Source organism: Heyndrickxia camelliae, from assembly GCF_002844575.1.
Classification (GTDB): Bacteria; Bacillota; Bacilli; order Bacillales; family Bacillaceae_C; genus Margalitia; species Margalitia camelliae.
Genome location: NZ_PIQO01000001.1, coordinates 463,668 through 490,176 on the forward strand (window position 1 = coordinate 463,668; position 26,509 = coordinate 490,176).

Genomic DNA, 26,509 nt, shown 5'->3' on the forward strand with positions numbered 1-26,509 from the left:
TTTTTACATTAAAAAGGTTATATAAAACATTATTTCCTATTGTTTTTGGGTAACCTATTTTTGAATGCTGTCCCACATATCCAAAACCAAAAATATTCTTTTAAATATAGATGTTTTAACAGGAATTGTGAGGCTCATCTAAACGTAAAAACGGTAGTTACTATTTTAAACATATTTTTTATAAGAAAGGAAGAGGTGACTTTACATGGCTTCAACAAAAAAAGCACCATTAGACCCGAAAAAGACGCTCGAAAAAATTGAAGAGCAATTTGAGATGTTTCAGATCTTAAATGAAAATGGTGAAGTTGTAAATGAATCTGCAGTCCCAGATTTATCAGATGAAGAGCTTCAAGAATTAATGCGTCGCATGGTTTACTCACGAATCCTAGATCAAAGATCTATCTCATTAAATAGACAAGGTCGTTTAGGTTTCGTTGCACCAACCGCTGGACAAGAGGCTTCTCAAATTGCATCCCATTTTGCATTAGAAAAAGAGGACTTTATTTTACCAGGTTACCGCGATGTGCCACAAATCGTATGGCATGGTCTACCATTGTATCAAGCATTCTTATGGTCCCGTGGACATGTTGAAGGAATGAAAATCCCAGAAGGTGTTAATGTACTTCCTCCACAAATTATTATCGGTGCCCAATATGTGCAAACTGCTGGTGTTGCTTTAGGTATCAAAAAACGTGGTAAAAAAGCAGTAGCGATTACATATACAGGTGACGGTGGTTCATCACAAGGTGATTTCTATGAAGGAATTAACTTTGCTGGTGCATTCAAAGCTCCTGCTATTTTTGTCGTTCAAAATAACCAATTTGCGATTTCTACTCCGCGCGATAAGCAAACTGCTGCAAAAACAATTGCGCAAAAAGCTGTTGCTGCAGGTATTCCTGGACAATTAGTGGATGGAATGGATCCATTAGCTGTATATGCTGCGGTTAAAGATGCTCGCGAACGTGCTATTAATGGTGAAGGTCCAACTTTAATTGAAACAATGTGTTATCGATACGGTCCACATACAATGGCAGGAGATGATCCTACACGTTACCGTACGTCTGAATTAGATAACGAGTGGGAGAAAAAAGATCCAATCGTTCGTTTCCGCAAGTTCTTGGAAAACAAAGGACTATGGAGTGAAGAGAAAGAAAACGAAATTATCGAACAAGCAAAAGAAGATATTAAAGCTGCTATTAAAAAAGCAGATGATACACCAAAACAAAAAGTTACAGACTTAATTTCTGTTATGTTTGAGGAGCTTCCTCATAACCTACAAGAACAGAACGAATTATATAAAGCGAAGGAGTCGAAATAAGCCATGGCGCAAATGACAATGATTCAAGCAATTACCGATGCATTACGCACAGAGCTCAGAAATGATGAGAATGTATTGGTATTCGGTGAAGACGTTGGCGTTAACGGCGGCGTATTCCGTGCGACGGAAGGTCTTCAAAAAGAATTTGGGGAAGATAGAGTATTTGACACACCGCTTGCAGAATCAGGTATTGGCGGTCTTGCAATTGGTTTAGCTACTCAAGGATATCGTCCTGTCCCAGAAATTCAATTCTTTGGATTCTTATATGAGGTAATGGACTCTGTAAATGGTCAAATGGCACGTTGGCGTTATCGTACAGGAGGTAGCATGCATGCTCCTATTACGATTCGTTCGCCATTTGGAGGCGGTGTTCATACGCCTGAACTTCACGCAGATAGTTTAGAAGGTCTTGTTGCATCCCAACCAGGATTAAAAGTGGTAATTCCTTCTTCACCATATGATGCTAAAGGACTTTTGATTTCTGCGATTCGCGACAATGATCCTGTAATCTTCCTAGAGCATATGAAGCTTTATCGTTCTTTCCGTCAAGAAGTTCCAGAGGGAGAGTATACAATTCCACTTGGTAAAGCAGAAGTGAAACGTGAAGGTAAAGATCTATCCATTATTACTTACGGTGCAATGGTTCATGAATCATTAAAAGCCGCAGAAGAACTTGAAAAAGAAGGATTTTCTGTTGAAGTAGTGGATTTACGTACTATCAGTCCACTTGATGTAGATACCATTATTGCTTCTGTTGAAAAGACAAACCGTGCGATTGTTGTTCAAGAAGCTCAAAAACAAGCTGGTATTGCAGCAAATGTTGTAGCTGAAATTAATGAACGTGCTATTCTAAGCTTAGAGGCACCTGTATTGCGCGTAGCGGCACCAGATACAGTATATCCATTCTCACAAGCAGAATCTGTTTGGCTTCCTAATCACAAAGATATTATGGAAACAGCTAAAAAAGTACTTAATTTCTAAGATTAAATGTAAAGCGCTAGATTCAGAATATGAGAGTAGCCCTTCATTTAGAAGGGCTATGGACTTTAAAAATATTACTATAGGAGGGTGAACAACATTGTCATTTGAATTTAGATTACCAGACATTGGTGAAGGTATTCATGAAGGTGAAATCGTAAAATGGTTTGTTAAACCTGGCGATAAAGTAAATGAAGATGATGTACTTTGTGAAGTACAAAATGATAAAGCAGTAGTGGAAATTCCATCTCCAGTAGCTGGAACTGTAGAAGAGGTTCTAGTGGATGAAGGAACAGTTGCTATTGTCGGTGATGTTCTTATTAAATTTGATGCCCCTGGTTACGAAGATCTGAAGTTTAAAGGGGATCATGATGAAGAAGAAACAAAGGCAGAAGAAAAGGTAGAACCAGCAAAGGCTGAGGCTCCAGCACCTGCTGCAGACGTTACTTCAGAAGCTCCTAAAACTGCGGAAGTAGACCCAAATCGTCGCGTTATTGCAATGCCTTCTGTTCGTAAATATGCTCGTGAAAAAGGTGTAGATATTCGCCTTGTAACTGGTTCAGGAAATAATGGACGTGTTCAAAAAGAAGATATTGATGCATTTGCTAACGGTGGAAACCAAGCAGCTAACCCGCAAGCAGAAGCACCACAAGCTGCAGAAGAAACAGTTGCTGCTGCACAGGTTGTAATTCCTGAAGGCGAATTCCCTGAAACTCGTGAGAAAATGAGCGGAATCCGTAAAGCAATTGCAAAAGCAATGGTAAATTCAAAACATACTGCTCCACATGTTACTTTAATGGATGAAGTGGATGTAACAAAACTAGTTGCACATCGTAAGAAATTCAAAGAAATTGCTGCTGAAAAAGGAATTAAACTTACATTCTTGCCTTACGTTGTGAAAGCACTTGTTAGTGCCCTTCGTGATTTCCCTACTTTAAATACATCAATTGATGATGAAGCAGGTGAAATTATTCAAAAGCATTACTACAATATCGGTATCGCTGCAGATACAGATAAAGGTCTATTGGTTCCAGTTGTGAAAAATGCAGATCGTAAATCTGTATTTAATATTTCAAAAGAAATTAATGAACTTGCAACTAAAGCTCGTGAAGGAAAACTAGCACCAAATGAAATGAAGGGTGCATCTTGTACCATTACCAATATTGGTTCTGCAGGCGGTCAATGGTTTACTCCTGTTATCAACCATCCAGAGGTTGCTATCCTTGGAATTGGACGTATTGCAGAAAAACCTGTAGTAAAAAATGGTGAAATTGTAGCCGCTCCTGTGTTAGCATTATCATTGAGCTTTGATCATCGTATTATCGATGGAGCAACCGCTCAACATGCACTTAACCAAATCAAGCGCTTGTTGAACGATCCAGAATTATTACTAATGGAGGCGTAATAAAAAATGGTAGTTGGAGATTTCCCTATTGAAACAGAAACGATAGTAATCGGTGCAGGCCCTGGTGGATATGTTGCAGCAATTCGTGCAGCACAGCTTGGTCAAAAAGTAACAATTGTTGAAAAAGCAAATCTTGGTGGAGTATGCTTAAACATTGGTTGTATCCCATCTAAGGCATTAATTAATGCCGGCCACCGCTATGAAACAGCAAAACATTCAGATGATATTGGTATTTCAGCTGAGAATGTAACTGTTGACTTTTCAAAGGTCCAAGAATGGAAAGGTTCCGTTGTTAATAAGTTAACAAGCGGAGTTGAAGGCTTATTGAAAGGAAACAAAGTAAATATTGTAAAAGGTGAAGCCTATTTTGTAGATGCCAACACATTACGTGTTATGGATGAAAAATCTGCCCAAACGTATACATTTAAGAACGCGATAATCGCTACTGGTTCTCGCCCAATTGAGATTCCAACATTTAAATACTCAAAACGAGTTATCGATTCTACAGGTGCCCTTAACTTGCCAGAAATTCCTAAGAAATTGGTAATTATCGGCGGCGGTGTAATCGGTGTGGAACTTGGATCTGCGTATGCTAACTTTGGTACAGAAGTGACCATTCTTGAAGGTAGTGCTGAACTTTTTGCAGGTGCTTTTGAAAAACAAATGACTTCAATTGTTTCTAAAAACTTGAAGAAAAAAGGCGCAGAAATTGTTACTAATGCAATGGCAAAAGGCGTAGTAGAAAATGAAGATGGCGTTGTTGTAACATATGAAGCTAAAGGTGAAGAAAAAACAGTTGAAGCAGATTATGTATTAGTAACAGTTGGTCGTCGTCCTAATACGGATGAAATGGGTCTTGAACAAGTTGGCATCGAAATGACTGAACGCGGTCTTATCAAAATCGATAAACAATGCCGTACAAATGTGTCAAACATCTATGCAATTGGTGATATCGTAGCTGGTCCTGCTTTAGCGCATAAAGCATCTTACGAAGGAAAAATTGCTGCAGAAGCAATTGCAGGACATCCTTCTGAAATCGACTACCTTGGATTGCCAGCGGTTGTATTCTCTGAACCTGAACTAGCTACAGTTGGTTACACTGAGAAGCAAGCGAAAGAAGAAGGAATTGACGTAGTAGCAGCTAAATTCCCATTTGCCGCTAATGGCCGTGCTCTTGCATTAAACAGCACAGACGGTTTCTTAAAATTAATAACACGTAAAGAAGACGGTCTCGTTATTGGTGGACAAATTGCCGGTCCTAGCGCATCTGATATGATCGCTGAAATTGGTCTAGCAATTGAAGCAGGAATGACTGCAGAAGACATTGCGATGACAATTCATGCTCATCCAACATTAGGAGAAATCACAATGGAAGCTGCTGAAGTAGCTCTTGGAACTCCAATTCATATTATTAAGTAATTAAGCATTTATGTACAAAAGCATCCTTTTGGGTGCTTTTGTTTTTTTTTTATAAAGTTAAATACATATGTTTATGGGAATAAACTATTCGTTATCTATGTCAAAAGCGGATATTTTTAGAGCTTTATGATCCTAGATTCCGTCGTGATTTGTTAGATGATTTTCGTTCCATGACGTACTGTCTGTTCGCAAAAAAAAAAATTAGCGGCTTTTTATAGAAACACCGGAACCTATGTCCGGTGAAAATAATTGTAGTTTACTTTTGATTAAACAGCACTTATTGAAGCGTACGGATATTTACCTTAGTGTATGTCTCTCTATAGTACGGAATGACATTGCGATGCAGATGAATAAGATGGAGCTTGATTAAAATCCTTGGATTCAGTTTTAAAACAGTGTGTAAAGGGCATATAATAGGAATATTAATAGAATTACATCTAATATTCGATGGTGATAATATGAAAAACTATGTTGCCTTTCTCTTTCAATTAATGGTGTGGAGTGGTTTTACTTTTGCAGAATGGCTTTCCAATCGGGACCATTTAGTTTACAAAATTCTTATGTTTCTTGTGTTTTTATATCTTGCCTTTTTATTAACAAGAATGATTGTAAAATCAAATCGCATTACTATTTTCATTACCTTACTCAGTTTATCTGCATTTTTCTTACTTCAGTTTATCCTACATCAAATGTTACCCTCTAGGATGGCATTTTTATAATTATATTTGAATTAATTGGTCTTATTTGATTAAATGTGTTATACAAAATGGTCTTGAAATTTCTAATGTGATATATTATTATGATTATAGAAAATAAAGCGTTTTCAATATATCATGAGAGGGAGAATAAAATGGGGACTATAGTTTGTCAATCATGTAACTCTGTTATTGATCATTTTGAGGATGAAAAAGTCAGTATTCTTTACTCGAATTGTTGCGAATGCTGTGACCAAGATATAATGAATGAAGAATAATAAGATAAAATTTATGAGAGTGTAATGAATATTCACTCTCTTTTTTAATGAAAAATCTCCCCATGAAAGGGGAGATACTTTAACGTATTGCCTTATGCTCTTTAATAACTCTTAAGGTTTTTAGTTCGAAATCTTCTGGTCCTTGAACCGGTAATCCAACCTCTATATTTTTCTTTATATATTTTAAATTATCTTCCGTAATAATTTCTCCTGGAATGAAAATTGGGATGCCGGGTGGGTATACCATTATAAATTCTGCGCTGACTCTTCCTACTGATTCCTCAAAAGGAACAACCTCTGTTTCTGAATAAAATGCTTCTCTAGGTGATAATGCAAGCAGAGGGATATCTGGAAGCATTACTTCGATATGAACTCTCCCAGAAAGATGAGAAAATTGTTTAGATAATTCACGAAGGGCTGTAACTAGTATATTTGCTTCCTTTGTTGTGTCACCAGGAGTAATTAAGCACAATATGTTATAAAGGTCTGATAACTCTACTTCAATATTATATACCTCACGCAGCCATTTTTCAGCATCAAATCCAGTAATGCCTAGATCCTTTACTGAGATAATAAGCTTAGTCGGATCATAATCAAACGTTGCTTTAGTTCCTAGAATTTCTTTCCCTACACAATATAAATGGTCAATTTCATTAATTTGTTCACGAATTGAATTTGCTAAACGAATAGTCTGGTCGATTAATTCCCTTCCTTCTGTTGCCAATCTTCTGCGTGCAGCATCAAGAGAAGCAAGCAAAATATAGGATGTCGATGTGGTAGTGAGCATGCTTAATATAGTTTGCACTCTGCTGACGTTTACAAGCCCTTCGCGCACATTTAGTATGGAACTTTGTGTTAAAGAACCACCAAGTTTATGTACACTCGTAGCTGCCATATCAGCTCCAGCCTGCATAGCGGAAATCGGCAATTCATCATGAAAATGAATATGAACACCATGTGCTTCATCGACTAGGACCGGTACTTGATAAGTATGGGCGATTTCTACAATCTTCTTTAAATCTGCTGCTACACCAAAGTAGGTTGGATTGATAACTAGAACACCTTTAGCATCAGGATTTTGCTGCAGTGCCTTGGATACAGATTCTGTTGTAATACCGTGGGAAATTCCCAACTTCGGATCTACTTCTGGATGAATGAAAACGGGAGTTGCTCCGGAAAATACAATTGCTGACATAACAGATTTGTGAACATTTCTCGGCACTATAATTTTATCGCCAGGTCCGCAAACAGCCATTACCATTGTCATGATTGCCCCGCTTGTTCCTTGAACAGAGAAAAAGGTATGATCTGCACCGAATGCTTCTGCTGCCAATCTCTGTGCTTTCATAATCATTCCTTTAGGTTGATGTAAATCATCAAGTGGTGAAATATTTATCAAATCGATAGATAAAGCATTATCTCCGATAAATTCACGAAATTCAGGATCAATTCCAGTTCCTTTTTTATGCCCTGGAATATGAAATTGAACAGGGTTCTTTTTTGCATGTTCCATTAACCCGGTAAATAAAGGAGTTTCATTTTGCGACAATTTGTTGAGCACCTCATTTATCTTAAGTGAATTTTTTTTACATCCTTTATTATTGCACATTAATAATATTGTTTTAATAAATCAAGGATAAGCAATAATTACATAAAACAAATGAATTATAGCATTTAAACCGTGCTTTGCAAATAGTTACTTTATCCAAAAAGGAATTTATTATTATAATATAGAAATATGTAAGGGAGAAAGGGAGTGTTTGGATGAATTGGGAAACGAGGGTAACACGAATTTTTAACATAAAGTATCCTATTATTCAAGGTGGATTAGCATACCTTGCCTATGCTGAACTGGCTGCAGCAGTCTCTAATGCAGGAGGACTCGGCCAAATCACTGCAATGTCATTGGAAGACCCTGAAAAACTAAGAGATGAAATAAGAAAGGTTAAAAAACTCACAGATAAACCATTTGGTGTGAACTTTGCCATTGGTCAGCATGGAAGGCCCTTTTCACATTTTGTAGAAGTTGCCATAGAAGAAAAAGTACCAGTTGTTTCTGTTACAGGCGGAAACCCAACTCCTTTTTTTCAGCAACTAGGGGGTGTAAACGTAAAGAAGCTTGTCTTAGTAGCAGCTAAAAAGCAGGCTCAAAAGGCTGAAACCTTAGGTGCAGATGCTGTAATGGTAGTTGGAAATGAAGGTGGAGGACACCTAGGAAAAGATGAAATCGGAACATTTGTCCTCGTACCTCAAGTTGTTGATGCAGTAGGCATCCCTGTTATTGCTTCGGGAGGAATCGGCGATGGCAGAGGGCTAATGGCAGCATTAAGCTTAGGAGCAGAAGGTGTCGAAATGGGCACTAGATTTATTGCAACAAAGGAATGTGTACATGCTTCCGATATTTATAAACAAGCCCTAGTAGAGGGTGAGGAAACCGACACAGTGGTGATAAAAAAATCGCTTGGTGCACCTGCACGTGCTATTATAAATAATTGGACTGAACAAATTTTGGATATCGAAAAGCAAATGGGAGGGTATGAAGCTCTAAAAACATACATAAGCGGTTCAGCAAACAAAAAATATATCTATGATGGAAAAGTGGATGAAGGATTTGCTTGGGCTGGGCAAGTGATGGGGCTTATAAAGGATGTGCCTACTGTTGCAGAGCTTTTTGAGAGAATGATTAAACAGGCGGAAGATATCCGTGGAAATTGGTCAAAATAACAGCATGTAAAATAAGAAAGATGGTGATAAGATGGAGTACCAATATCCATTTGACACAGATTGGAGTACGAAGGAAGTTGTAGATGTTATACAATTTTTCGAAACCATAGAAAAGGCATACGAAAAAGGAATACCTCGGGAAAAATTAATGGAAAAATATAAACGCTTTAAGGAAATAGTTCCCGGAAAGGCAGAAGAAAAGAAATATTGCAATGAATTTGAAAAAGAGAGTGGTTATTCTCCATATCAGGTAATTAAGAAAATGAAAGAGATGGAGCATGGTAAGATTATAAAAATGTAAACCGCAAAGCTAATGCTTGCGGTTTTTTTGACTATTTTATCAAAATGTTGTTTGCTACATTTTATAAAGGGGTACTAAAGTATTAAAGGTATCTTGAATATGATTTATTAATTGTTCACCAGACATTTCTACTACTTGTTCTCTTGGAATATTTATTCCGCAGAGAATTTCCGCTTTTTTAATCGTTTGGACACGTTTAAATAGCTGCATTAAGTCGTCTTTACTCATGTCTTTCATTGCTTTTGCATCGGGTTTCATATGATCGCCAGACCATACAAAGGTAGAGGGAATTTCACCGATAATTTTCCCAATATTCTTCTCGAATTTTTTACCGTATTCTACCTTTAGCGGTGATTCATATATAACTGCAAACCAAACAAATAGATGAGTATGCCACAGGCCGATTTGAAAATGTGGCACCATTTTATAGCCGTGCTTGTTATTGGCGAAAGCAACCCATGTATCATTTGGCGGATTTATCGTTCTGCGAGCATGTTTTGCAACATGAGGAAATATTTCTTCACCAGTTAAAACACTTAAAGCAGGAGCAAAATGCTCGCCAAGATGGGCTAATTTGGGCCGTAAAGTAGAAATAAGCTTTTCCATTCTTGCATCAAGCCCATCTATTAAAAATAAATCGAAATCTTCATTTGTAAATCCATTAAAACTCATAGTTGTGACACCTCTCTATAATTCATGCTTGTCTTTAAAAATGGCAGTATTTTGTTCAATGTGTTTAATAGTTCCTGGCAAGTGGGAATATAGGTATGAATGATATTTAGTAACAATAAACCTATTTTACCATATTTAGATACCTGTCCAATATTTTTGCTTATAGTGCTCTTATTAGGCATAAACACATTTTAGTTGCAACCTTTTACTTTAAACATACAATATCATAAGCACGAATCTCATATTTTTATTACTGCATAGTAGCTATTTTAATCCGGAATTTTAACTACATTTAAAAAGATTTTTAAGATTGTAATAAGATTGGAAGGATGTGAAATTTTATGAAACAGGTAATGGGTACTACGAAAAAGAAAAAGCATGATCTTGAACGGATTGCAGTTTTACGATTGGAGCTTGATTATGAATTGGCGGTACTATTTGAAGCGATGCAAAATAATGATAAAGAATTAAAAACAAAGGCAAAAATGAGACTTGAAAAAATCAGAGATGAACTTCTTAAAATGAAGGCAATTTAGAAAGAAAAGTGGTTAAGATTGTTGTATTCTTTTCCTCATCTATCAGGATGGGGTTCGTTTTTGTGAGTATTATATAAATGAATCATCCCATATTATATTTAGAAGCAGTAAACTTGAAATAGCTATCGTTTTCCTTTAAGCTAAATTTACATTTAGGTTAGTATGTTTGGAGGATTCATTGTGACAAATTGGAATCAAGTACATACAGATGTATTGGAGTGGTTAAAAGAAGCGGGGAAAAAAATAACAGACTCCTTTACCCATACTCTTCAGATTCAAACAAAATCAGACAGAAATGATTTAGTAACAAATATAGATAAGCAAATTGAACAATACTTTATAGGGAAAATTCGTGAAAAATATCCTGAACATCATATTTTGGGGGAAGAAGGCTACGGGGAAAACTTACATAATACAGAAGGAACTATTTGGATCATTGATCCCATTGATGGAACCGTCAACTTTGTTCACCAGCAAAGGAATTTCTCCATTTCCATCGGTATTTATGAGGATGGTATCGGAAAATTAGGATATGTTTATGATGTGGTACATAAAGAACTTTATCATGCCATAGCAGGTACTGGTGCTTACTTCAATGGAAATAAATTACCCAAACTGGAAGAACCGCCTCTAAGTGATGCTATAGTAGGGGTAAATGCAACCTGGTTAATATCGAACAAACATGTGCCGATTGAGAACTTACATAAATTGGTGAGAGATGTTCGTTCCACAAGATCGCTTGGTTCTGCAGCTCTTGAAATGGCATATATTGCTACTGGTCGCTTTGATGCTTATATAGCGATGCGTCTATCCCCATGGGATTTTGCCGCAGGGAAAATTCTTGTAGAAGAACTCGGTGGAAAAATAACAACAGTAAAAGGAGAATCTTTGAATCTCCTAGAAGGCAGTACAGTATTTGTAAGTAAACCAGGGCTTCATGAGAAAATATTACATGATTATTTATTGAAATAAGAGGAGGGTGGATCAAGTGATTCACCCTCCTTAAGTCTTTAAAGCCTTCCTTCTTCTCTCCATTTTTTCTTTGTTTTAAATCCAAGTCCTAAGAATAACATTAAAAATACGATACTAATAACTATTCCAATTATACTTGACTCACCAATTGCAACGCCGATACCCATCATAGATAATGCTGCACAGATTGCATAGAGTAAGAAAATCCATTTTATATCCTTCACTTTTAGTGCCTCCGTTTCCATTTCCAGCTCCTATCGAATAGTATACTTCTGGGTCTCCACTCTGCGATAGTCTTAAATGAACTATCGAGTGTGGTTTCCTTCATCTTGAGTTTTATTTCGAAAGTATGCAATCGATACTCAAAGTGCCTTCACGTTTAATTTTACCTAAAAAGTTTCTGCTTTTCTAGTCACTGTGATATAATACTTAAGTTGGAGATATACTAAGGCTGTTCTCGAATAAATTGTTGCTTTTCGTAATCTGTTGTTAGACTTAGCTCCGGGGCATCTTTTCTTAACAAAGATACCTATGCTTTAGGTGGATGGAGAAGTTTAAAAGATTTTCTTTTACAAAAGTAACAATGCTTAAGAAAAGAGCCTTTAATAAATATGATCGTCTTTAAGGTCAGGAGGAACAACTTTGAATAGAAGAGAAGATTTACGAAATATAGCGATTATTGCTCACGTTGACCACGGTAAAACGACACTTGTGGATCAGCTTCTAAAGCAATCCGGAACATTTCGTTCAAATGAACAGGTAGCAGAACGTGCAATGGATTCTAATGACTTAGAAAGAGAAAGAGGAATTACAATCCTTGCAAAAAATACTGCCATTCAATATAAAGATAAAAAAATCAATATTATGGATACACCAGGCCATGCCGATTTTGGTGGAGAAGTAGAACGTATTATGAAAATGGTGGATGGTGTATTGCTCGTGGTGGATGCCTATGAAGGTTGTATGCCACAAACACGTTTCGTATTAAAAAAGGCATTAGAACAAAATCTTACACCAATTGTAGTGGTGAATAAAATTGACCGAGATTTTGCCCGTCCAGAAGAAGTGGTGGATGAAGTTCTGGAACTATTTATTGAACTAGATGCAAATGAAGATCAATTAGAATTCCCTGTTATTTATGCTTCTGGAATCAATGGAACAGCAAGCTCAGACCCTAATAAACAAGATGAAAACATGAAGGTTCTATTTGATACGATTGTCGAACATATTCCAGCACCGATTGATAACAGCGACGAGCCATTACAATTTCAGGTTGCATTATTAGACTATAATGATTATGTTGGCCGTATTGGAATTGGACGTGTTTTCCGGGGAACGATGAAAGTAGGAGAACAAGTTGCATTAATGAAATTGGATGGTTCAGTAAAACAATTTCGTGTGACCAAGTTATTTGGATTCTTTGGATTGAAACGAGTTGAAATTCAAGAAGCATATGCCGGTGATTTAGTAGCTGTATCTGGAATGGAAGATATTAACGTCGGAGAAACCGTTTGTCCTATTGACAATCAAGATCCACTTCCTCCACTTCGAATCGATGAGCCAACTTTACAAATGACATTCATTGTAAATAACAGCCCATTTGCAGGAAGAGAAGGGAAGTTTGTAACAGCACGTAAAATCGAAGAAAGACTTCGCTCTCAACTTCAAACAGACGTGAGTTTAAAAGTTGAAAATACCGATTCACCTGATGCATGGGTAGTATCCGGTCGTGGCGAATTGCATCTTTCCATTCTAATTGAAAATATGCGTCGCGAAGGATTTGAACTTCAAGTTTCAAAACCGGAAGTTATTGTAAAAGTAATTGATGGAGTTCGTTGTGAACCAATTGAACGCGTGCAAATCGATGTCCCTGAGGAAAACACTGGTGCTATTATTGAATCAATAGGTTCCCGCAAAGGTGAAATGCTAGACATGATTAATAATGGAAACGGTCAAGTTCGTTTAATCTTCAACGTACCAGCGAGAGGACTAATCGGTTATTCAACAGAGTTTATGACATTAACGCGCGGATATGGAATCCTAAACCATACATTTGACAGCTATCAGCCAATGCAGCCTGGAAAAGTCGGGGGACGTCATCAAGGTGTTCTAGTATCGATGGAAACAGGAAAAGCAACTACTTATGGAATTATGCAAGTGGAGGACCGCGGAACTATTTTTGTGGAACCAGGTACCGATATTTATGAAGGTATGATTGTAGGAGAAAATACACGTGAAAATGATATTACAGTTAATATTACTAAGGTGAAACATGCAACAAACGTTCGTTCAGCAACAAAAGATCAAACTTCTGTTATCAAAAAGCCACGTATCATGTCACTTGAAGAAGCCCTAGAGTATTTAAATGATGATGAGTATTGTGAGGTAACACCAGAATCAATCCGTTTACGTAAAAAAATATTAAATAAAAACGAACGTGAAAAGGTTGCTAAAAAGCAAAAGTTTGCAGAAATGAAATAATTTAAAAAATGATTTATGGTAGAAGTATGTTATTCTAAAGATGTGGGAAGGCATTCTCACATCTCTCTTAATGGATTAGGGGACAAATAAGATAAATGTATGATTTATCTTCAAAATAATCAGAAAGGGGTACAGGACTTGCCAAGCACAGATGTTCACGAAAGACTTTCCTTCTTTGCTTCCTTATATCGGGTTGACCAGAATCCGGAATTGGGAATGTGGCTGCTTTATATAACTATTATTGCTCTTTGTATTTTGGTTTTTAAGCTTGGATTTGCTAAAAAGCTGCCATTATTAAAATCTGCTGTCATTTACATATTTTTAATATTGGGATGTACTATCTTAACTTTTCTTGGCATATTTTTGCCAATTACGGAAGGGTTAGTGGTTGCAAGTCTAATTTTGATTATTTATAAAATTCGCCTCCACAACCAGAAAAAAGCAGAAGCACAAAAAAATATGTAAAGACCCGCTAATAATAGCCGGGTCTTTATTCGTCTTCTGGCTGTGTTTCTGCTGATCTGGCTGCAAGTCTGTCTAATGCTTTTTTGGTTATTCTATCATGACACTCATCACACATATATGTATGGATGGGACGGTTTTTTAAGCGTTTGGCTATTAGTGTGTCATCATCAATCGATTCTATCTTTTCACATAAAATACATTTCACGTTCATATCGGTTACACCTCAAGAATTTTCTCAAAATCAATCCTTTTCCAGTATACCATGATTAATCGTGAAAAATTTATTTTTTGTGATTTGATTGTTCCTCTTGTTGTTTCTCCAATTTATTTTCATTTTGATTGTTTAAATTTTGTTTAGGTTTTTCCAGTGCGTTATCTGGATTTTTTGCAGGAACGATATTTTTTGGAATTTCAGGCATCAGTCTCCCCGCAATATCCGCAAGTTCACGAACGATCCCTTGTCCTGGTTTGCCGTTTCGAATATCCGCTGCTATCTCTTTCAATCGAGCAGTGATATCTGGATCTGCAACGACAATGGATTCGGCACCATATGGATCATGCTTCAAGCTTTCCGCAACAGAATATTTAATTGTTCCGACTTGTGAGCGCTCAAGCTTTGAGTCTACATCAATTCCTACTATCGCATATTTTCCGAACACAACAGCAGTAGCATCACGGACTCCTGGGACATCACTCGCAAGTTTTACTAACCTTTTTGAAACTACGATTCCTGTTTTACGATCTACATTATCAGTTGTTTGATCATTTTTCATTGAAACTGGACGTGGAGAGGTATTTTGATTATTCTCCAATACTCCATTTCTTTGTGAGCAAGAAGTTAACAGTAGAAGAAGACATATTAATATACATATTTTTGGCAAATTGTAATCCCTCCCGAATAGCTTTATTAAAATTAAAAAAATAAGTTTTTACCTAAATTTTAAGCAGTTACTCTTTATTTGTTTCAACGGCTTATCGACTAGCGGACAATCGGGTCCCATCCCAACAGAGCCAATGCAAACAAAATTAGTGATAGTTGACTTTCAATTTCAATAGCTCGCCAGTTACCTCATTGTACTTCCATAATCTTAGTTAAAGCCCCTAATGTCCGAACATCAGGCCGCAGGCTTCCACCTTTTATTTTTAGTGTGCAATTTTCTTCTATCTTTATTCGTTCTTTCATATATTTTAGCAATGTCCGTCCACTTCTAATGAACCGGATGAAGAGAAGAAACATAAGATAAACTAATCCAATGAGGAGCAGGAGGCATCAATTTGAAAAAAATATATGTGTTAGATACCAATGTCTTGTTGCAGGACCCATATGCTATTTTTTCATTTGAGGATAATGAAATTGTGATTCCGGCCGTTGTGTTGGAAGAGGTTGATTCAAAGAAAAGGTATATGGATGAAATAGGCAGGAATGCAAGGCAGGTATCCAAATTGATAGACGGCTTTAGACAAGCAGGAAAGCTCCACGAGAAAATTCCGCTTGATAATGGTGGAGAGCTTCGAATTGAATTAAATCATCGCTCTTTTCATCAACTTCAGGATATTTTTATTGAGAAAACGAACGATAATCGTATATTGGCGGTTGCAAAAAATCTGTCTCTTGAGGAAAGTACAAAAGAAAATGGAAGGCGAGTCATACTTGTCAGTAAAGATGCACTTGTCCGTGTAAAAGCAGATGCTTTAGGATTGGATGCAGAGGATTTTTTGAATGATCGAGTGGTAGAAGTTGATCATATATATACAGGCTTTTTAGAAATTCACATTAATATAGAATTATTAAATCAATTTTATGAGAAAGGAGAGCTGCACTTATCCGAAATTACCAATCATCCATTTTATCCAAATCAATTTCTAATTCTGAAAGATGCATTAGGAAGCTCGGCATCCGCGATTGGAATAGTGGATAGAACGGGAAAGATAGTGAAAAAGTTAATTCATGCTTTTGATTCCGTTTGGGGGATAAAACCTCGAAATGTGCAACAAACAATGGCGATGGAGTTACTATTTCGCACCGATATTCCTCTAGTTACCATGATTGGAAAAGCGGGAACAGGAAAAACATTGCTTGCTCTCGCATCAGGGTTAATGCAGACAGAGGACCTGCACATTTTTAAAAAGCTGTTAGTTGCAAGGCCAATTGTTCCTGTGGGAAAGGACCTAGGGTATCTTCCTGGCGAAAAACAGGAAAAGCTTCGCCCGTGGATGCAGCCGATATATGATAACTTGGAATATTTATTTAATACGAAAAAACCAGGGGAATTAGATGCTATTTTAGCAGGTATGGGGTCGATCGAGGTGGAAGCTTTAACATATATAAGAGGGCGGAGTATCCCTGAGCAGTTTATTATTATTGATGAGGCTCAGAACTTAACAAAACATGAAGTAAAAACCATTTTAACGAGGGTGGGAGAGAGAAGTAAAATTGTTTTAATGGGCGACCCAGAACAAATTGACCATCCATATCTTGATGAATACAATAATGGTTTAACATATGTACTAGAAAAATTTAAAGATGAGACGGTAGCTGGTCATATTAAATTAATGAAAGGGGAGCGTTCCGGCCTCGCACAATTAGCAGCGGATATTTTATAACCGATATATATAATATGAAAAAAAAGAAATAAATGTTCATCAAAAAAAGCAGAAGGTTTCTTCTGCTTTTTTAGCTTTTATTCAATTCGAAAAGCCTTCACATTTTTTATGGGGTGTTCTTTATTTGAACCATCTTCAAATAATACGTGGATTGGCCCATCATCCAAACGCTTTCCTTCCTTTGAGAAGGCCGCTATAAACGAATATGCTTCCTCGATTGGAAAGCTGATATCTCCGTCAGATGTCTCGAGTACAAAGGTATTCCCATATGGTTCTGCATTTTTAATAAATGGTTCAAGTTTCATTCCAAATGTTCCAGTTAATAATATTTCTTTTAAGAATCTTTTTTTTGGTTTTTGTTCAGAAGGGGGAGTGGCACCTTCTTTTATTTCACGATCAAAAAATTGTCCAACTTGCTTTGTATAATTTTCTAGTTCGTCAATTTCTTCTCTATCTGGATCAAAGTATGTATTTAAATCAACTTTACGATCATCAAAAATCCATGTACCAACATCTAATGTGATTGGAAATTTCACTTTCCCTTTAAATGGTATAATCATTATGTAATCCTCCTTACTGCGATATTAAAATTATACCTTTTTCTATACTAATTGTCACATTTAGTAGAATAATTATAAGAACTCTAAATTCCAAGGTAAACTAGGGATTTCTTTCTTGCAATTCATTCGATTTCTTAGTAAAATTTTAAAATAGGATTGTCTATTGTCTGGTAAACGGGGGGATCAAGTTGGCGTCTGATATTAAAGTGGATTACCGGGAAAAAGCCTATAATCTGTTAAAGATAGATGCAGAAAAAATATTGCGATTAATTAAGGTCCAAATGGATAATTTGACGATGCCCCAATGTCCTTTATATGAAGAGGTATTGGATACACAAATGTTTGGCCTTTCCCGTGAAATAGATTTTGCAGTAAGATTGGGATTAGTGAATGAAAAGGATGGCAAGGAAATGCTCGATTCTTTGGAGAGAGAACTTACTGCTTTACACGATGCATTCACTAAAAAATAGACGTTTAAAAACTCAAACAAGTTTTAGGATTTGTTTGAGTTTTTTTGATATTTGTTCTGTTTGCTTATTTGTATAACAAATTTTCCCTTTTAAATTATGACTTTTAAAAGAAGGATAATTAAATAATTTGAAGAATATCTTTTGTAGACTAAAGGATTGGAAGGTTACTATGTTTAAAAAAATCTTAAAGTCGTTCGACTACTCCATCATCACCGTGTACATACTGCTTTGTTTATTTGGATTAGTCATGATTTATAGTGCAAGTATGGTTGTTGCTATAAATTATGATGTGAAAAGTGATTTTTTTTATGTAAAACAATTAAAAAACTTGGCGTTGGCTTTTATTGCATTTGGGTTTTGTTCCTTTTTTCCCTACAAAATATATCAGTCTAATAAGTTTTTAGGGACAATTATGCTTCTATCGGTGTTGGGGCTAATCGCCATCTTTGGATTTGGAAAAATAGTGAATAACGCTAATAGTTGGTTGAAAGTTGGCTCCAGTTCTATTCAACCATCAGAGTTTGTAAAACTCAGTGTTATCATTTATCTATCAGCAGTTTATTCCAAAAAACAATCATATATCGATAATTTTAATAAGGGTGTAGTGCCACCGCTGGCATTTCTAATATTAGTATGCTTCCTAATCTTGATACAGCCGGATACAGGGACAGCCGCTATTATTTTCTTAATTGGTATGACGGTGATTCTTTGTTCTGGAATGAAGCTTAAAACGTTAATGAAGTTAGTTTCATTCGGTTTAGTTATTGCCTTACTGCTTTCACCTATAGTCATTATCAAAAAAGATAAGATTTTCTCCCCTACGAAAATGGGAAGGATAACCGGTTTTCTAGATCCATTTGATAAAGATGTAGTAGATAAAGAAGGGCATCAGCTTGTAAACTCCTACTTTGCTATCGGTGCTGGAGGCATTAAAGGCCAAGGACTTGGTGAAAGTATAGAAAAACTTGGATATCTCCCTGAACCCCATACAGATTTTATTATGGCAGTCATTGCCGAAGAATTAGGGGTGTTTGGAGTTGCATTTGTTATCATTGGACTTGCCTATATTGTTTTAAGAGGAATATATATAGGGGTGAAATGCAAGGATACCTTTGGCAGTTTATTGGCTATAGGAATATCCAGTATGATTGCTATTCAAACTTTTATTAATTTAGGTGGTGTAGTAGGTTTAATTCCAATTACGGGAGTACCTCTTCCTTTAATAAGTTATGGTGGATCCTCTCTATTGTTATTGTCTATTTCCTTAGGAATATTAGTAAACGTTGCAATGTTTATAAAATACGAGGAAAAGTATAAAAAGAAAAAGGAAAAGCCAGTTGCAGCTAAATCAATTAAGTATAATACCTTTAAGGTTCATTAATATACATATCACATCTGGACAATCTTGCGAAAGGGAGAGATAGGATGAAAAGAATTGAAAAGATTTTGGTAGCAAATAGAGGGGAAATAGCGATTCGTGTTTTCCGTGCCTGCACAGAATTAAATATTCGTACTGTTGCTATTTATTCTAAGGAAGATTTGGGTTCATATCACCGTTATAAAGCAGATGAAGCATATTTAGTTGGGGAAGGAAAGAAACCTATTGATGCATATTTAGACATCGAAGGAATAATTGAAATTGCAAAGAAATCTCATGCTGATGCGATCCATCCGGGCTATGGATTTCTTTCGGAAAACATTGAGTTTGCCCGCAGATGTGAGGAGGAAGGGATTATCTTCATTGGTCCCAAAACCATCCATTTAGATATGTTTGGGGATAAGGTAAAGGCAAAGGAGCAGGCTAAGCGAGCTGAAATTCCTGTAATTCCTGGTAGTGACGGACCTGTTCAAAATGTGGAAGAGGTAAAAGCTTTTGCAACTCAACACGGGCTGCCAATTATTATTAAAGCTTCGTTAGGTGGAGGCGGCCGTGGAATGAGGATTGTTAATAGCCTCCAAGAAGTAGATGAGGCGTATACCCGCGCAAAATCGGAGGCCAAAGCAGCTTTTGGAAATGATGAGGTATATGTTGAAAAGTTTGTAAAGAATCCTAAACATATAGAAGTGCAAATTTTAGGGGACTATGATGGTACGATTATTCATTTATTTGAACGGGATTGCTCTGTTCAACGACGCCATCAAAAAGTTGTAGAGGTTGCTCCATGTGTATCCCTAACTGAAGAACTACGTCAAAATATATGTAATGCAGCCGTTCGTTTAATGAAAAATGTGGGTTATGTTAATGCCGGCACAGTAGAATTTTTAGTATCTGGCAATGAATTTTATTTCATTGAAGTGAACCCAAGAGTTCAGGTTGAACACACGATTACAGAAATGATTACCGGTGTTGATATTGTTCAATCACAAATATTAATTGCAGAAGGGCATACATTGCATGGAGAGGTAGTAGGTATACCTATGCAATCTGAACTAAAAATTAATGGTTTTGCGATTCAATCACGGGTAACCACAGAGGATCCATTGAATCATTTTATGCCAGATACAGGTAAGATTATGGCTTATCGATCTGGTGGTGGTTTTGGGGTACGTTTGGATGCAGGAAATGGTTTTCAAGGTGCTGAGATTACACCCCATTATGATTCATTGCTTGTAAAGCTCTCCACTTGGGGATTATCGTTTAATCAAGCTGCGTCCAAAATGGTCAGAAACTTGCAGGAGTTCCGAATTCGAGGAATTAAAACAAATATTCCATTTCTTATAAATGTTGTTAAACATGAAAAATTTAAAAGTGGTCAGTATGATACTTCTTTCATTGATACAACACCGGAATTATTTAATTTTCCTATCAGCAAGGACCGCGGAACAAAAATGCTTACTTATATTGGGAACGTTACAATTAACGGTTTTCCTGGTATCGTGAAAAAAGAAAAGCCGCATTTTTCAAAACCGAGGTTACCGAAACTACCTTATTCATCTATAACTCCAAAAGGAACGAAGCAAATTTTAGATGAAGAAGGAGCGTCTGGTTTAGTAGAATGGATCAAATCGCATAAACAAGTGCTGTTAACTGATACAACATTTCGTGATGCTCATCAGTCTTTACTTGCTACTAGGGTGCGGACACATGATTTGAAAAAAATTGCTGAACCTACTTCAAAATTACTTTCTGAAGTTTTTTCATTAGAAATGTGGGGAGGAGCAACCTTCGATGTTGCGTATCGTTTCTTAAAGGAAGACCCTTGGCAACGTTTGACAGAGCTTAGAGAACGAATTCCAAATATATTGTTTCAAATGCTTTTAAGAGCATCGAATGCCGTTGGTTATAAAAATTATCCCGACAATGTTATTCGCGAATTTGTTAAGGAATCTGCCGCAAAAGGAATTGACGTTTTCCGGATTTTTGACAGCTTAAATTGGGTGAAAGGTATGGAAATCGCTATTGATGCAGTTAGACAAACTGGAAAAATAGCGGAGGCCGCAATCTGTTATACAGGCGATATTAATGATCCTTCACGGGTAAAATATAATATTCAATATTACAAGGATTTAGCAAAAGAACTTGAAATGCAAGGGGCACATATTTTAGCAATTAAGGATATGGCAGGCTTATTAAAACCACAATCTGCTTACCGACTGATTTCTGAATTAAAAGACGTAGTGAATATTCCTATTCATCTTCATACCCATGATACAAGCGGAAATGGTATATTCACCTATGCAAAAGCGATTGACGCCGGAGTTGACATTGTAGATGTTGCTTTAAGCTCCATGTCTGGACATACATCTCAGCCTAGTATGAATACTCTCTATTATGCACTTGAGGGGACAGAAAGAGTTCCTGATATTGATATTAATGATGTCGAAGCTTTATCTCACTATTGGGAGGATGTACGAAAATATTACAATGATTTTGAAAGCGGAATGAATGCTCCACATACAGAAATTTATCAACATGAAATGCCTGGCGGCCAATACAGCAATTTGCAGCAGCAAGCTAAGGCTGTTGGGCTTGGCAGCCGCTGGGAAGAAGTAAAAGAAATGTACGCAAAAGTAAACCTGATGTTCGGAGACATTATAAAAGTTACCCCATCCTCAAAGGTTGTTGGGGATATGGCATTATTTATGGTTCAAAACAATCTAACCGAAGAAGATGTCATTGCAAAAGGAGCGAAAATCGATTTTCCTGATTCAGTGGTGGAACTCTTCGAAGGTTATTTAGGACAACCGCATGGCGGCTTTCCAATGGAACTGCAAAAAGTAATTTTAAAAGATAAGGAACCAATTACTGTTAGACCTGGGGAGTTATTAGAAAACGTAGATTTTGATCATTTAAAAGCAAAATTGGAAATGGAAGTAAATAGTCCAATATCCAAATTAGATTTACTTTCTTATGCTCTATATCCAAAAGTCTTCCTTGACTTTTTGAAAACAGCTGATCAATATGGCGATGTTTCTGTGATTGATACTCCGACTTTCTTTTATGGAATGAGAATAGGGGAAGAAATAGAGGTTGAAATTGAAACAGGTAAGACCCTCATTGTTCAAATGCTGTCGATTGGACAAGCGAGACCAGATGGCACAAGAATCATTTATTTTGAATTAAACGGGCAACCGCGTGAAGTTATTATTCGTGATGAAAGTTTAAAATCAACTGTTGTTCAAAAAGTGAAAGCAGATCCGAAAAATGAAGAACAAATTGGAGCGACAATGCCTGGAACCGTTATTAAGGTTATTGTAAAGAATGGAGATAGAATTGAACCAGGGGATCACCTTATGATTACCGAGGCGATGAAAATGGAAACAACTGTACAAGCGCCTTTCTCTGCTATTGTCAAAGAGATTCACGTCACTGATGGAGAATCTATTCAAACAGGTGACCTGTTAATAGAATTACAAAAAGCATAATAAAAGCCGAAGTGACTTGCCCTCGGAGTATGGATGAGTAACAGTTGAAGTGTATTTTTTCCTAATGTTGTCATAGCTTAAAGTGGAGATGTAGAAACCAGCTAGCTATAAGTGCTGAAGCAGATAAGAACTAACCTTATTTCGTTATCTATATAATAAATAACGTAGACTTCTTTTGTAGAATAAAAAGAGTGCAGACATAATGTCTGCACTTATTTACGTTGTTTTGTTTAGGTGTTTTTGATGTTTTATGTAGTAATGGTTACGGCTTACAAGCAACAGGAAGTAACTTAAAAGGCCAAATAGACAGGAGATGAACAAAGCATGAATTAATTCGATATAAAGATTCCCTAAGGAATAAATAATGGATGCTCCTGCGATAACTTGCAGTAAAACAAGAACAAAGGCAATGATCCAACCCCAATATAAAATAGGATGTTGCTTATAATTTTTTATGGCTATTACCGTGATATAAACGATCCATATAAATATGATTGCAGCTGCGCAGCGGTGCCCCATATGAATCCATTGATGAATATTTGTAGGAAGCTCTGGGGATCCATTGTAGCACAGTGGCCAATCTAAACAGGTCAAACTTGACTTTGTATGGCGCACAAGTGCACCGGAATACACAACAAGATAACTGTAGATTGTCACTCCAATAATATGGAACTTCATCCGTCTATCAATAACAAGCTTAGCTGCGTTGAATTTCTGATCAATTTCAAATATTAACAAAGTCAATAGTAGGACGGATGCAAATGAAATTAACGAAATTCCAAAATGCAATGCAAGAACGAAACTATTTTGCCCCCAGACAACGGCAGCAGCTCCTATTAGTGCTTGCAAGATAAGGAAGAACAAAGATAATATGACTAAAAACTTCGTTTCCCTTTTATAACCCATTGCTTTCCAGGCCCATATTCCTAATATTAGAAGCAGAATTCCAACACTGCCCGAAACTAACCGATGTGCTAATTCGATGATTGTTGCTGGTGTTAATGGACTTGGTAAGATTTGACCATGGCATAGTGGCCATGACCTGCCACATCCCATTGAGGAACCAGTCTTTGTCACTAACGCTCCACCGATTAATACAAATAGCATTCCAAGTGTTGTTAATACAGCAAGCGATTTTAATCCTCGATGCAATCTATACACCTTCTTTTCCTTTAAAAATCATTATTTATTTCATTATATAATGTTTTTTTAAAATGATAGAATCAAGTACACTTACTGATACTACATAAATAAGATAGAAAAGACAAACGAAAATTTTGTTACAGGCATTTAAGAGTTGCCTACATATTTAACCAACCGTACTAAATAATCCATATAAAAATGGGGGAAAGTAACAATGTGGAAAAACCGACACATATTCGCCATAATTATGTCAAAAAAAATTCACAATAATCAAACCAGTAATGATTTATTATGAATTTGACGGCTATTTTTATGAAACAATCAAATATAAAAAGTCTATTTACAATTATTTTGTGGTAAACTTTAAATGTCGGTTTTTTGATGATATATTATCCACTTTGTTTCTTTTAAAAAATGAACAATTAACGACAATTTGTGGAAATATAGCAATTATATAAGATTTGTTTTATAGTAAAGCTATATGTTTATTTTAACTACTTGAGGGGAGGGAAAAAAATGTCCGACAGTCGTGTCATAACCGGTGTAGAAAAAACAGAAATCCCAGAAACAACCGCGTTAAAAGATTTTCTTTCTTTAATAAAGATAGGAATCGTTAATTCAAATCTAATTACAACATTCACTGGATTGTGGTTAGCAATCGTGTTTACAAATAAACATTTTTTTCAATCTCTAGATATCGTCTTTCTGACTTTGGTAGGTTCAGGCTTAATTATTGCAGGATCATGTACACTCAATAACTATATTGATCGTGATATTGATCAAATCATGCATAGTAAAAGAAAAAGACCTACCGTAACAGGTAAGATAAGTGCAGGAAAGGTTTTATCACTTGGACTTTTCTTCGTTATTTTAGGATTGATTCTTTTATTTATGACCACCGTAACTGCTGGTGTTATTGGTATAATTGGAGTTTTTAGTTATGTGGTTCTATATACCATGTGGTCAAAAAGACTATTTGTAAGTAATACGATTATAGGTAGTATTCCAGGAGCGGTACCCCCATTAATCGGATGGGCTGCCGTAGATCCACACTTACATACAGTAGCCTGGATTATCTTTTTATTAATGTTTATTTGGCAACCTCCGCATTTTTACGCACTTGCGATGAAAAGATGTGAAGAGTATAGAGCAGCAAACATTCCGATGCTGCCAGTTGTAAAAGGATTTAAAACAACAAAGAATCATATGGTTGTTTGGGTAGCCTTATTATTACCGCTTCCATTTTTCCTATTTTCACTTGGAATACCATTCGTCATTTTAGCAACCGCCTTCAATATTGGTTGGCTTGTATTAGGTTTATACGGTTATAAAATGAAAGATGACTTAAAATGGGCGAGACTGATGTTTGTTTATTCGCTCAATTATTTAACAATAATATTTGTTGCAATGGTTATCCTAACTCTTATTAAATAGGGGAATTCTTTCTTTTAAGAGAAATCCAAATATATTTTTTGTCCTTGTAAACTATAAGACATAATAGAAAGAGGGGTTTGAAAAGGCTATGAAACAATGGCTGAGAAAATGGCGTTTAATGTCAGTATTTGCTGTGTTAGCGCTTGCTCTTTCCGGTTGTGGGAAACCATATTTATCTGCATTGGATCCAGCCGGTGAAGTTGCTCAAAAACAATATCACTTAATGATTTTGAGCACGAGTATCATGGTAATTGTAATAGCAGTAGTCGTCGTTATTTATGTTACTGCACTAATCCGTTTCCGACGCAAGAAAGGAAAAGAAGATTATATTCCTAAACAAGTAGAGGGAAATCACGTATTAGAGATTATCTGGACTGTCATTCCTATCGTTTTACTTGTTATTTTAGCAATACCAGTAATTGCAGCCACCTTTAATTTAGGGGATACAAAGGCTATGGATAAGAAAGACAAAAACGGCCATTCCAAAGTACTTGTTGTTAATGTACGTGCACATCTTTATTGGTGGGAATTTGAGTATCCTGATCAAGGTATAATTACCAGTCAGACTTTAGTAATGCCAGAAGATCAAAAAGTATATTTCAACGTAAAAGCTGCTGATGTAAAACATGCATTTTGGATTCCAGCAATCGGTGGAAAAATTGATGCAAACGTTGATAACGTAAATAAATTCTGGTTAGAAGTTGACAGTGATAAGGCAAAAGAAGCTAACAATTTGTTCTATGGAAAATGTGCTGAGCTTTGTGGACCTTCACACGGTCTAATGGATTTTAAAGTGAAAACAATGTCAAAAGAGGATTTTGCAAGCTGGGTAGACGAAATGAAGGCAGATACTAATCCTGCGCCTACTACAGCACTTGCAAAGGATGGCGAAAATATTTTCAAACAATCATGTGCTAGCTGTCATGCTGTAACACCAAATGATAAAAGACCTGAATCTGCTCGTTTGGCGCCTAACTTAGCTACTTTTGGTGAACGTGAGCGAGTTGCAGGTATTTTAGATCACAATAAAGAGAATCTAAAAAAATGGATCAAGGATCCACAAGCCTATAAACCAGGTAATAAGATGCCGGCCTTCAAAGATCAATTATCTGATCAAGACCTAGATGCATTAGCAGATTACCTAATGGGCTTAAAAGTGGAAAATCGATAAAAGTTTTTAGGCACAAA

The 26,509-nt window shown here is 36.4% G+C and carries 24 protein-coding genes; 17 read left to right on the forward strand and 7 right to left on the reverse strand.

The genetic code is table 11. The features are described from left to right. Positions 1 to 205 precede the first annotated feature (205 nt). The 5 genes from pdhA to CWO92_RS02345 all read left to right on the forward strand — a co-directional run bounded on the left by pdhA (position 206) and on the right by CWO92_RS02345 (position 6,093). Positions 206 to 1,318 carry a pyruvate dehydrogenase (acetyl-transferring) E1 component subunit alpha gene (pdhA, locus tag CWO92_RS02320; RefSeq protein WP_101352555.1) on the forward strand — a complete coding sequence of 371 codons (1,113 nt, stop codon included), beginning with the start codon at positions 206 to 208 and terminating at the stop codon, positions 1,316 to 1,318. A gap of 3 nt (positions 1,319 to 1,321) precedes the next feature. Further along, a complete protein-coding gene (locus CWO92_RS02325) occupies positions 1,322 to 2,299 on the forward strand; it encodes an alpha-ketoacid dehydrogenase subunit beta (protein ID WP_101352556.1) in 978 nt (325 codons plus the stop codon). Between the two features lie 97 nt (positions 2,300 to 2,396). Then, a complete protein-coding gene (locus CWO92_RS02330; protein WP_101352557.1) occupies positions 2,397 to 3,701 on the forward strand; it encodes a dihydrolipoamide acetyltransferase family protein in 1,305 nt (434 codons plus the stop codon). A 6-nt stretch (positions 3,702 to 3,707) separates the two neighbouring features. Beyond that, complete coding sequence (lpdA, locus tag CWO92_RS02335; protein WP_101352558.1) at positions 3,708 to 5,120, forward strand: dihydrolipoyl dehydrogenase; 1,413 nt, start codon at positions 3,708 to 3,710, stop codon at positions 5,118 to 5,120. Positions 5,121 to 5,970: 850 nt separating this feature from the next. Next, a complete protein-coding gene (locus tag CWO92_RS02345) occupies positions 5,971 to 6,093 on the forward strand; it encodes a GapA-binding peptide SR1P (RefSeq protein WP_101352560.1) in 123 nt (40 codons plus the stop codon). A 79-nt stretch (positions 6,094 to 6,172) separates the two neighbouring features. On the opposite strand, the gene CWO92_RS02350 is transcribed toward CWO92_RS02345, so the two are convergent. Further along, the gene (locus CWO92_RS02350) at positions 6,173 to 7,642 is read right to left on the reverse strand and encodes an aminotransferase class I/II-fold pyridoxal phosphate-dependent enzyme (protein ID WP_101352561.1); all 1,470 of its coding nucleotides are present in this window, start codon (positions 7,640 to 7,642) and stop codon (positions 6,173 to 6,175) included. Positions 7,643 to 7,857: 215 nt separating this feature from the next. On the opposite strand from CWO92_RS02350, the gene CWO92_RS02355 reads away from it, so the two are divergent. Together CWO92_RS02355 and CWO92_RS02360 are read left to right on the forward strand one after the other, a co-directional pair. Beyond that, entirely contained in the window at positions 7,858 to 8,817 is a 960-nt protein-coding gene (locus CWO92_RS02355; RefSeq protein WP_101352562.1) for an NAD(P)H-dependent flavin oxidoreductase, read from the forward strand. A 31-nt stretch (positions 8,818 to 8,848) separates the two neighbouring features. Next, positions 8,849 to 9,118, forward strand: a complete 270-nt coding sequence (locus CWO92_RS02360; protein ID WP_101352563.1) for a UPF0223 family protein — start codon at positions 8,849 to 8,851, stop codon at positions 9,116 to 9,118. Between the two features lie 54 nt (positions 9,119 to 9,172). On the opposite strand, the gene CWO92_RS02365 is transcribed toward CWO92_RS02360, so the two are convergent. Continuing rightward, positions 9,173 to 9,790 carry a YktB family protein gene (locus CWO92_RS02365; RefSeq protein ID WP_101352564.1) on the reverse strand — a complete coding sequence of 206 codons (618 nt, stop codon included), beginning with the start codon at positions 9,788 to 9,790 and terminating at the stop codon, positions 9,173 to 9,175. A 341-nt stretch (positions 9,791 to 10,131) separates the two neighbouring features. Here CWO92_RS02365 and CWO92_RS02370 point away from each other — a divergent pair, with 341 nt between their 5' ends. Both CWO92_RS02370 and CWO92_RS02375 read left to right on the forward strand, forming a co-directional pair. After that, entirely contained in the window at positions 10,132 to 10,326 is a 195-nt protein-coding gene (locus CWO92_RS02370; protein WP_101352565.1) for a YkzI domain-containing protein, read from the forward strand. A 180-nt stretch (positions 10,327 to 10,506) separates the two neighbouring features. After that, positions 10,507 to 11,298 carry an inositol monophosphatase family protein gene (locus tag CWO92_RS02375; protein ID WP_101352566.1) on the forward strand — a complete coding sequence of 264 codons (792 nt, stop codon included), beginning with the start codon at positions 10,507 to 10,509 and terminating at the stop codon, positions 11,296 to 11,298. Positions 11,299 to 11,336: 38 nt separating this feature from the next. Here CWO92_RS02375 and CWO92_RS02380 read toward each other — a convergent pair whose 3' ends face one another. Beyond that, positions 11,337 to 11,522: a YlaF family protein gene (locus CWO92_RS02380; protein WP_101352790.1), complete on the reverse strand. Its 186-nt coding sequence runs from the start codon at positions 11,520 to 11,522 to the stop codon at positions 11,337 to 11,339. Between the two features lie 418 nt (positions 11,523 to 11,940). On the opposite strand from CWO92_RS02380, the gene typA reads away from it, so the two are divergent. Beyond that, positions 11,941 to 13,779 carry a translational GTPase TypA gene (typA, locus tag CWO92_RS02385; protein ID WP_101352567.1) on the forward strand — a complete coding sequence of 613 codons (1,839 nt, stop codon included), beginning with the start codon at positions 11,941 to 11,943 and terminating at the stop codon, positions 13,777 to 13,779. 138 nt (positions 13,780 to 13,917) lie between these two features. Further along, the gene (locus CWO92_RS02390; RefSeq protein WP_233269754.1) at positions 13,918 to 14,244 is read left to right on the forward strand and encodes a YlaH-like family protein; all 327 of its coding nucleotides are present in this window, start codon (positions 13,918 to 13,920) and stop codon (positions 14,242 to 14,244) included. Positions 14,245 to 14,269: 25 nt separating this feature from the next. Here the strand turns inward: CWO92_RS02390 and CWO92_RS02395 are convergent, their stop codons facing one another. Next, positions 14,270 to 14,455 carry a YlaI family protein gene (locus CWO92_RS02395; RefSeq protein ID WP_101352569.1) on the reverse strand — a complete coding sequence of 62 codons (186 nt, stop codon included), beginning with the start codon at positions 14,453 to 14,455 and terminating at the stop codon, positions 14,270 to 14,272. A 70-nt stretch (positions 14,456 to 14,525) separates the two neighbouring features. After that, complete coding sequence (locus tag CWO92_RS02400) at positions 14,526 to 15,125, reverse strand: YhcN/YlaJ family sporulation lipoprotein (protein ID WP_101352570.1); 600 nt, start codon at positions 15,123 to 15,125, stop codon at positions 14,526 to 14,528. Positions 15,126 to 15,519: 394 nt separating this feature from the next. On the opposite strand from CWO92_RS02400, the gene CWO92_RS02405 reads away from it, so the two are divergent. Beyond that, the gene (locus CWO92_RS02405; protein WP_101352571.1) at positions 15,520 to 16,848 is read left to right on the forward strand and encodes a PhoH family protein; all 1,329 of its coding nucleotides are present in this window, start codon (positions 15,520 to 15,522) and stop codon (positions 16,846 to 16,848) included. A 77-nt stretch (positions 16,849 to 16,925) separates the two neighbouring features. Here the strand turns inward: CWO92_RS02405 and CWO92_RS02410 are convergent, their stop codons facing one another. Continuing rightward, positions 16,926 to 17,408: a hypothetical protein gene (locus CWO92_RS02410; protein WP_101352572.1), complete on the reverse strand. Its 483-nt coding sequence runs from the start codon at positions 17,406 to 17,408 to the stop codon at positions 16,926 to 16,928. A gap of 188 nt (positions 17,409 to 17,596) precedes the next feature. On the opposite strand from CWO92_RS02410, the gene CWO92_RS02415 reads away from it, so the two are divergent. From CWO92_RS02415 to pyc, 3 genes are all read left to right on the forward strand, one after another. Next, positions 17,597 to 17,878: an Fpa/YlaN family protein gene (locus tag CWO92_RS02415; RefSeq protein WP_101352573.1), complete on the forward strand. Its 282-nt coding sequence runs from the start codon at positions 17,597 to 17,599 to the stop codon at positions 17,876 to 17,878. Between the two features lie 169 nt (positions 17,879 to 18,047). Beyond that, complete coding sequence (locus tag CWO92_RS02420) at positions 18,048 to 19,259, forward strand: FtsW/RodA/SpoVE family cell cycle protein (RefSeq protein ID WP_101352574.1); 1,212 nt, start codon at positions 18,048 to 18,050, stop codon at positions 19,257 to 19,259. A gap of 44 nt (positions 19,260 to 19,303) precedes the next feature. Next, entirely contained in the window at positions 19,304 to 22,744 is a 3,441-nt protein-coding gene (gene pyc, locus CWO92_RS02425; protein ID WP_101352575.1) for a pyruvate carboxylase, read from the forward strand. Between the two features lie 216 nt (positions 22,745 to 22,960). Here pyc and CWO92_RS02430 read toward each other — a convergent pair whose 3' ends face one another. Next, complete coding sequence (locus CWO92_RS02430; RefSeq protein WP_101352576.1) at positions 22,961 to 23,896, reverse strand: COX15/CtaA family protein; 936 nt, start codon at positions 23,894 to 23,896, stop codon at positions 22,961 to 22,963. A 507-nt stretch (positions 23,897 to 24,403) separates the two neighbouring features. On the opposite strand from CWO92_RS02430, the gene cyoE reads away from it, so the two are divergent. Together cyoE and coxB are read left to right on the forward strand one after the other, a co-directional pair. Further along, positions 24,404 to 25,321, forward strand: a complete 918-nt coding sequence (gene cyoE, locus CWO92_RS02435) for a heme o synthase (RefSeq protein ID WP_101352577.1) — start codon at positions 24,404 to 24,406, stop codon at positions 25,319 to 25,321. A gap of 88 nt (positions 25,322 to 25,409) precedes the next feature. After that, entirely contained in the window at positions 25,410 to 26,492 is a 1,083-nt protein-coding gene (gene coxB, locus CWO92_RS02440) for a cytochrome c oxidase subunit II (protein ID WP_101352578.1), read from the forward strand. Positions 26,493 to 26,509 lie beyond the last annotated feature (17 nt).

What these genes read in the sequence shown, in the direction of transcription:
- pdhA (WP_101352555.1), top strand. Translation starts at nt 206, where the DNA reads ATGGCTTCAACAAAAAAAGCACCATTAGACCCGAAAAAGACGCTCGAA.
- CWO92_RS02325 (WP_101352556.1), top strand. Translation starts at nt 1,322, where the DNA reads ATGGCGCAAATGACAATGATTCAAGCAATTACCGATGCATTACGCACA.
- lpdA (WP_101352558.1), top strand. Translation starts at nt 3,708, where the DNA reads ATGGTAGTTGGAGATTTCCCTATTGAAACAGAAACGATAGTAATCGGT.
- CWO92_RS02345 (WP_101352560.1), top strand. Translation starts at nt 5,971, where the DNA reads ATGGGGACTATAGTTTGTCAATCATGTAACTCTGTTATTGATCATTTT.
- CWO92_RS02355 (WP_101352562.1), top strand. Translation starts at nt 7,858, where the DNA reads ATGAATTGGGAAACGAGGGTAACACGAATTTTTAACATAAAGTATCCT.
- CWO92_RS02360 (WP_101352563.1), top strand. Translation starts at nt 8,849, where the DNA reads ATGGAGTACCAATATCCATTTGACACAGATTGGAGTACGAAGGAAGTT.
- CWO92_RS02365 (WP_101352564.1), bottom strand. Translation starts at nt 9,790, where the DNA reads ATGAGTTTTAATGGATTTACAAATGAAGATTTCGATTTATTTTTAATA.
- CWO92_RS02370 (WP_101352565.1), top strand. Translation starts at nt 10,132, where the DNA reads ATGAAACAGGTAATGGGTACTACGAAAAAGAAAAAGCATGATCTTGAA.
- CWO92_RS02395 (WP_101352569.1), bottom strand. Translation starts at nt 14,455, where the DNA reads ATGAACGTGAAATGTATTTTATGTGAAAAGATAGAATCGATTGATGAT.
- CWO92_RS02410 (WP_101352572.1), bottom strand. Translation starts at nt 17,408, where the DNA reads ATGATTATACCATTTAAAGGGAAAGTGAAATTTCCAATCACATTAGAT.
- CWO92_RS02420 (WP_101352574.1), top strand. Translation starts at nt 18,048, where the DNA reads ATGTTTAAAAAAATCTTAAAGTCGTTCGACTACTCCATCATCACCGTG.
- pyc (WP_101352575.1), top strand. Translation starts at nt 19,304, where the DNA reads ATGAAAAGAATTGAAAAGATTTTGGTAGCAAATAGAGGGGAAATAGCG.
- cyoE (WP_101352577.1), top strand. Translation starts at nt 24,404, where the DNA reads ATGTCCGACAGTCGTGTCATAACCGGTGTAGAAAAAACAGAAATCCCA.
- coxB (WP_101352578.1), top strand. Translation starts at nt 25,410, where the DNA reads ATGAAACAATGGCTGAGAAAATGGCGTTTAATGTCAGTATTTGCTGTG.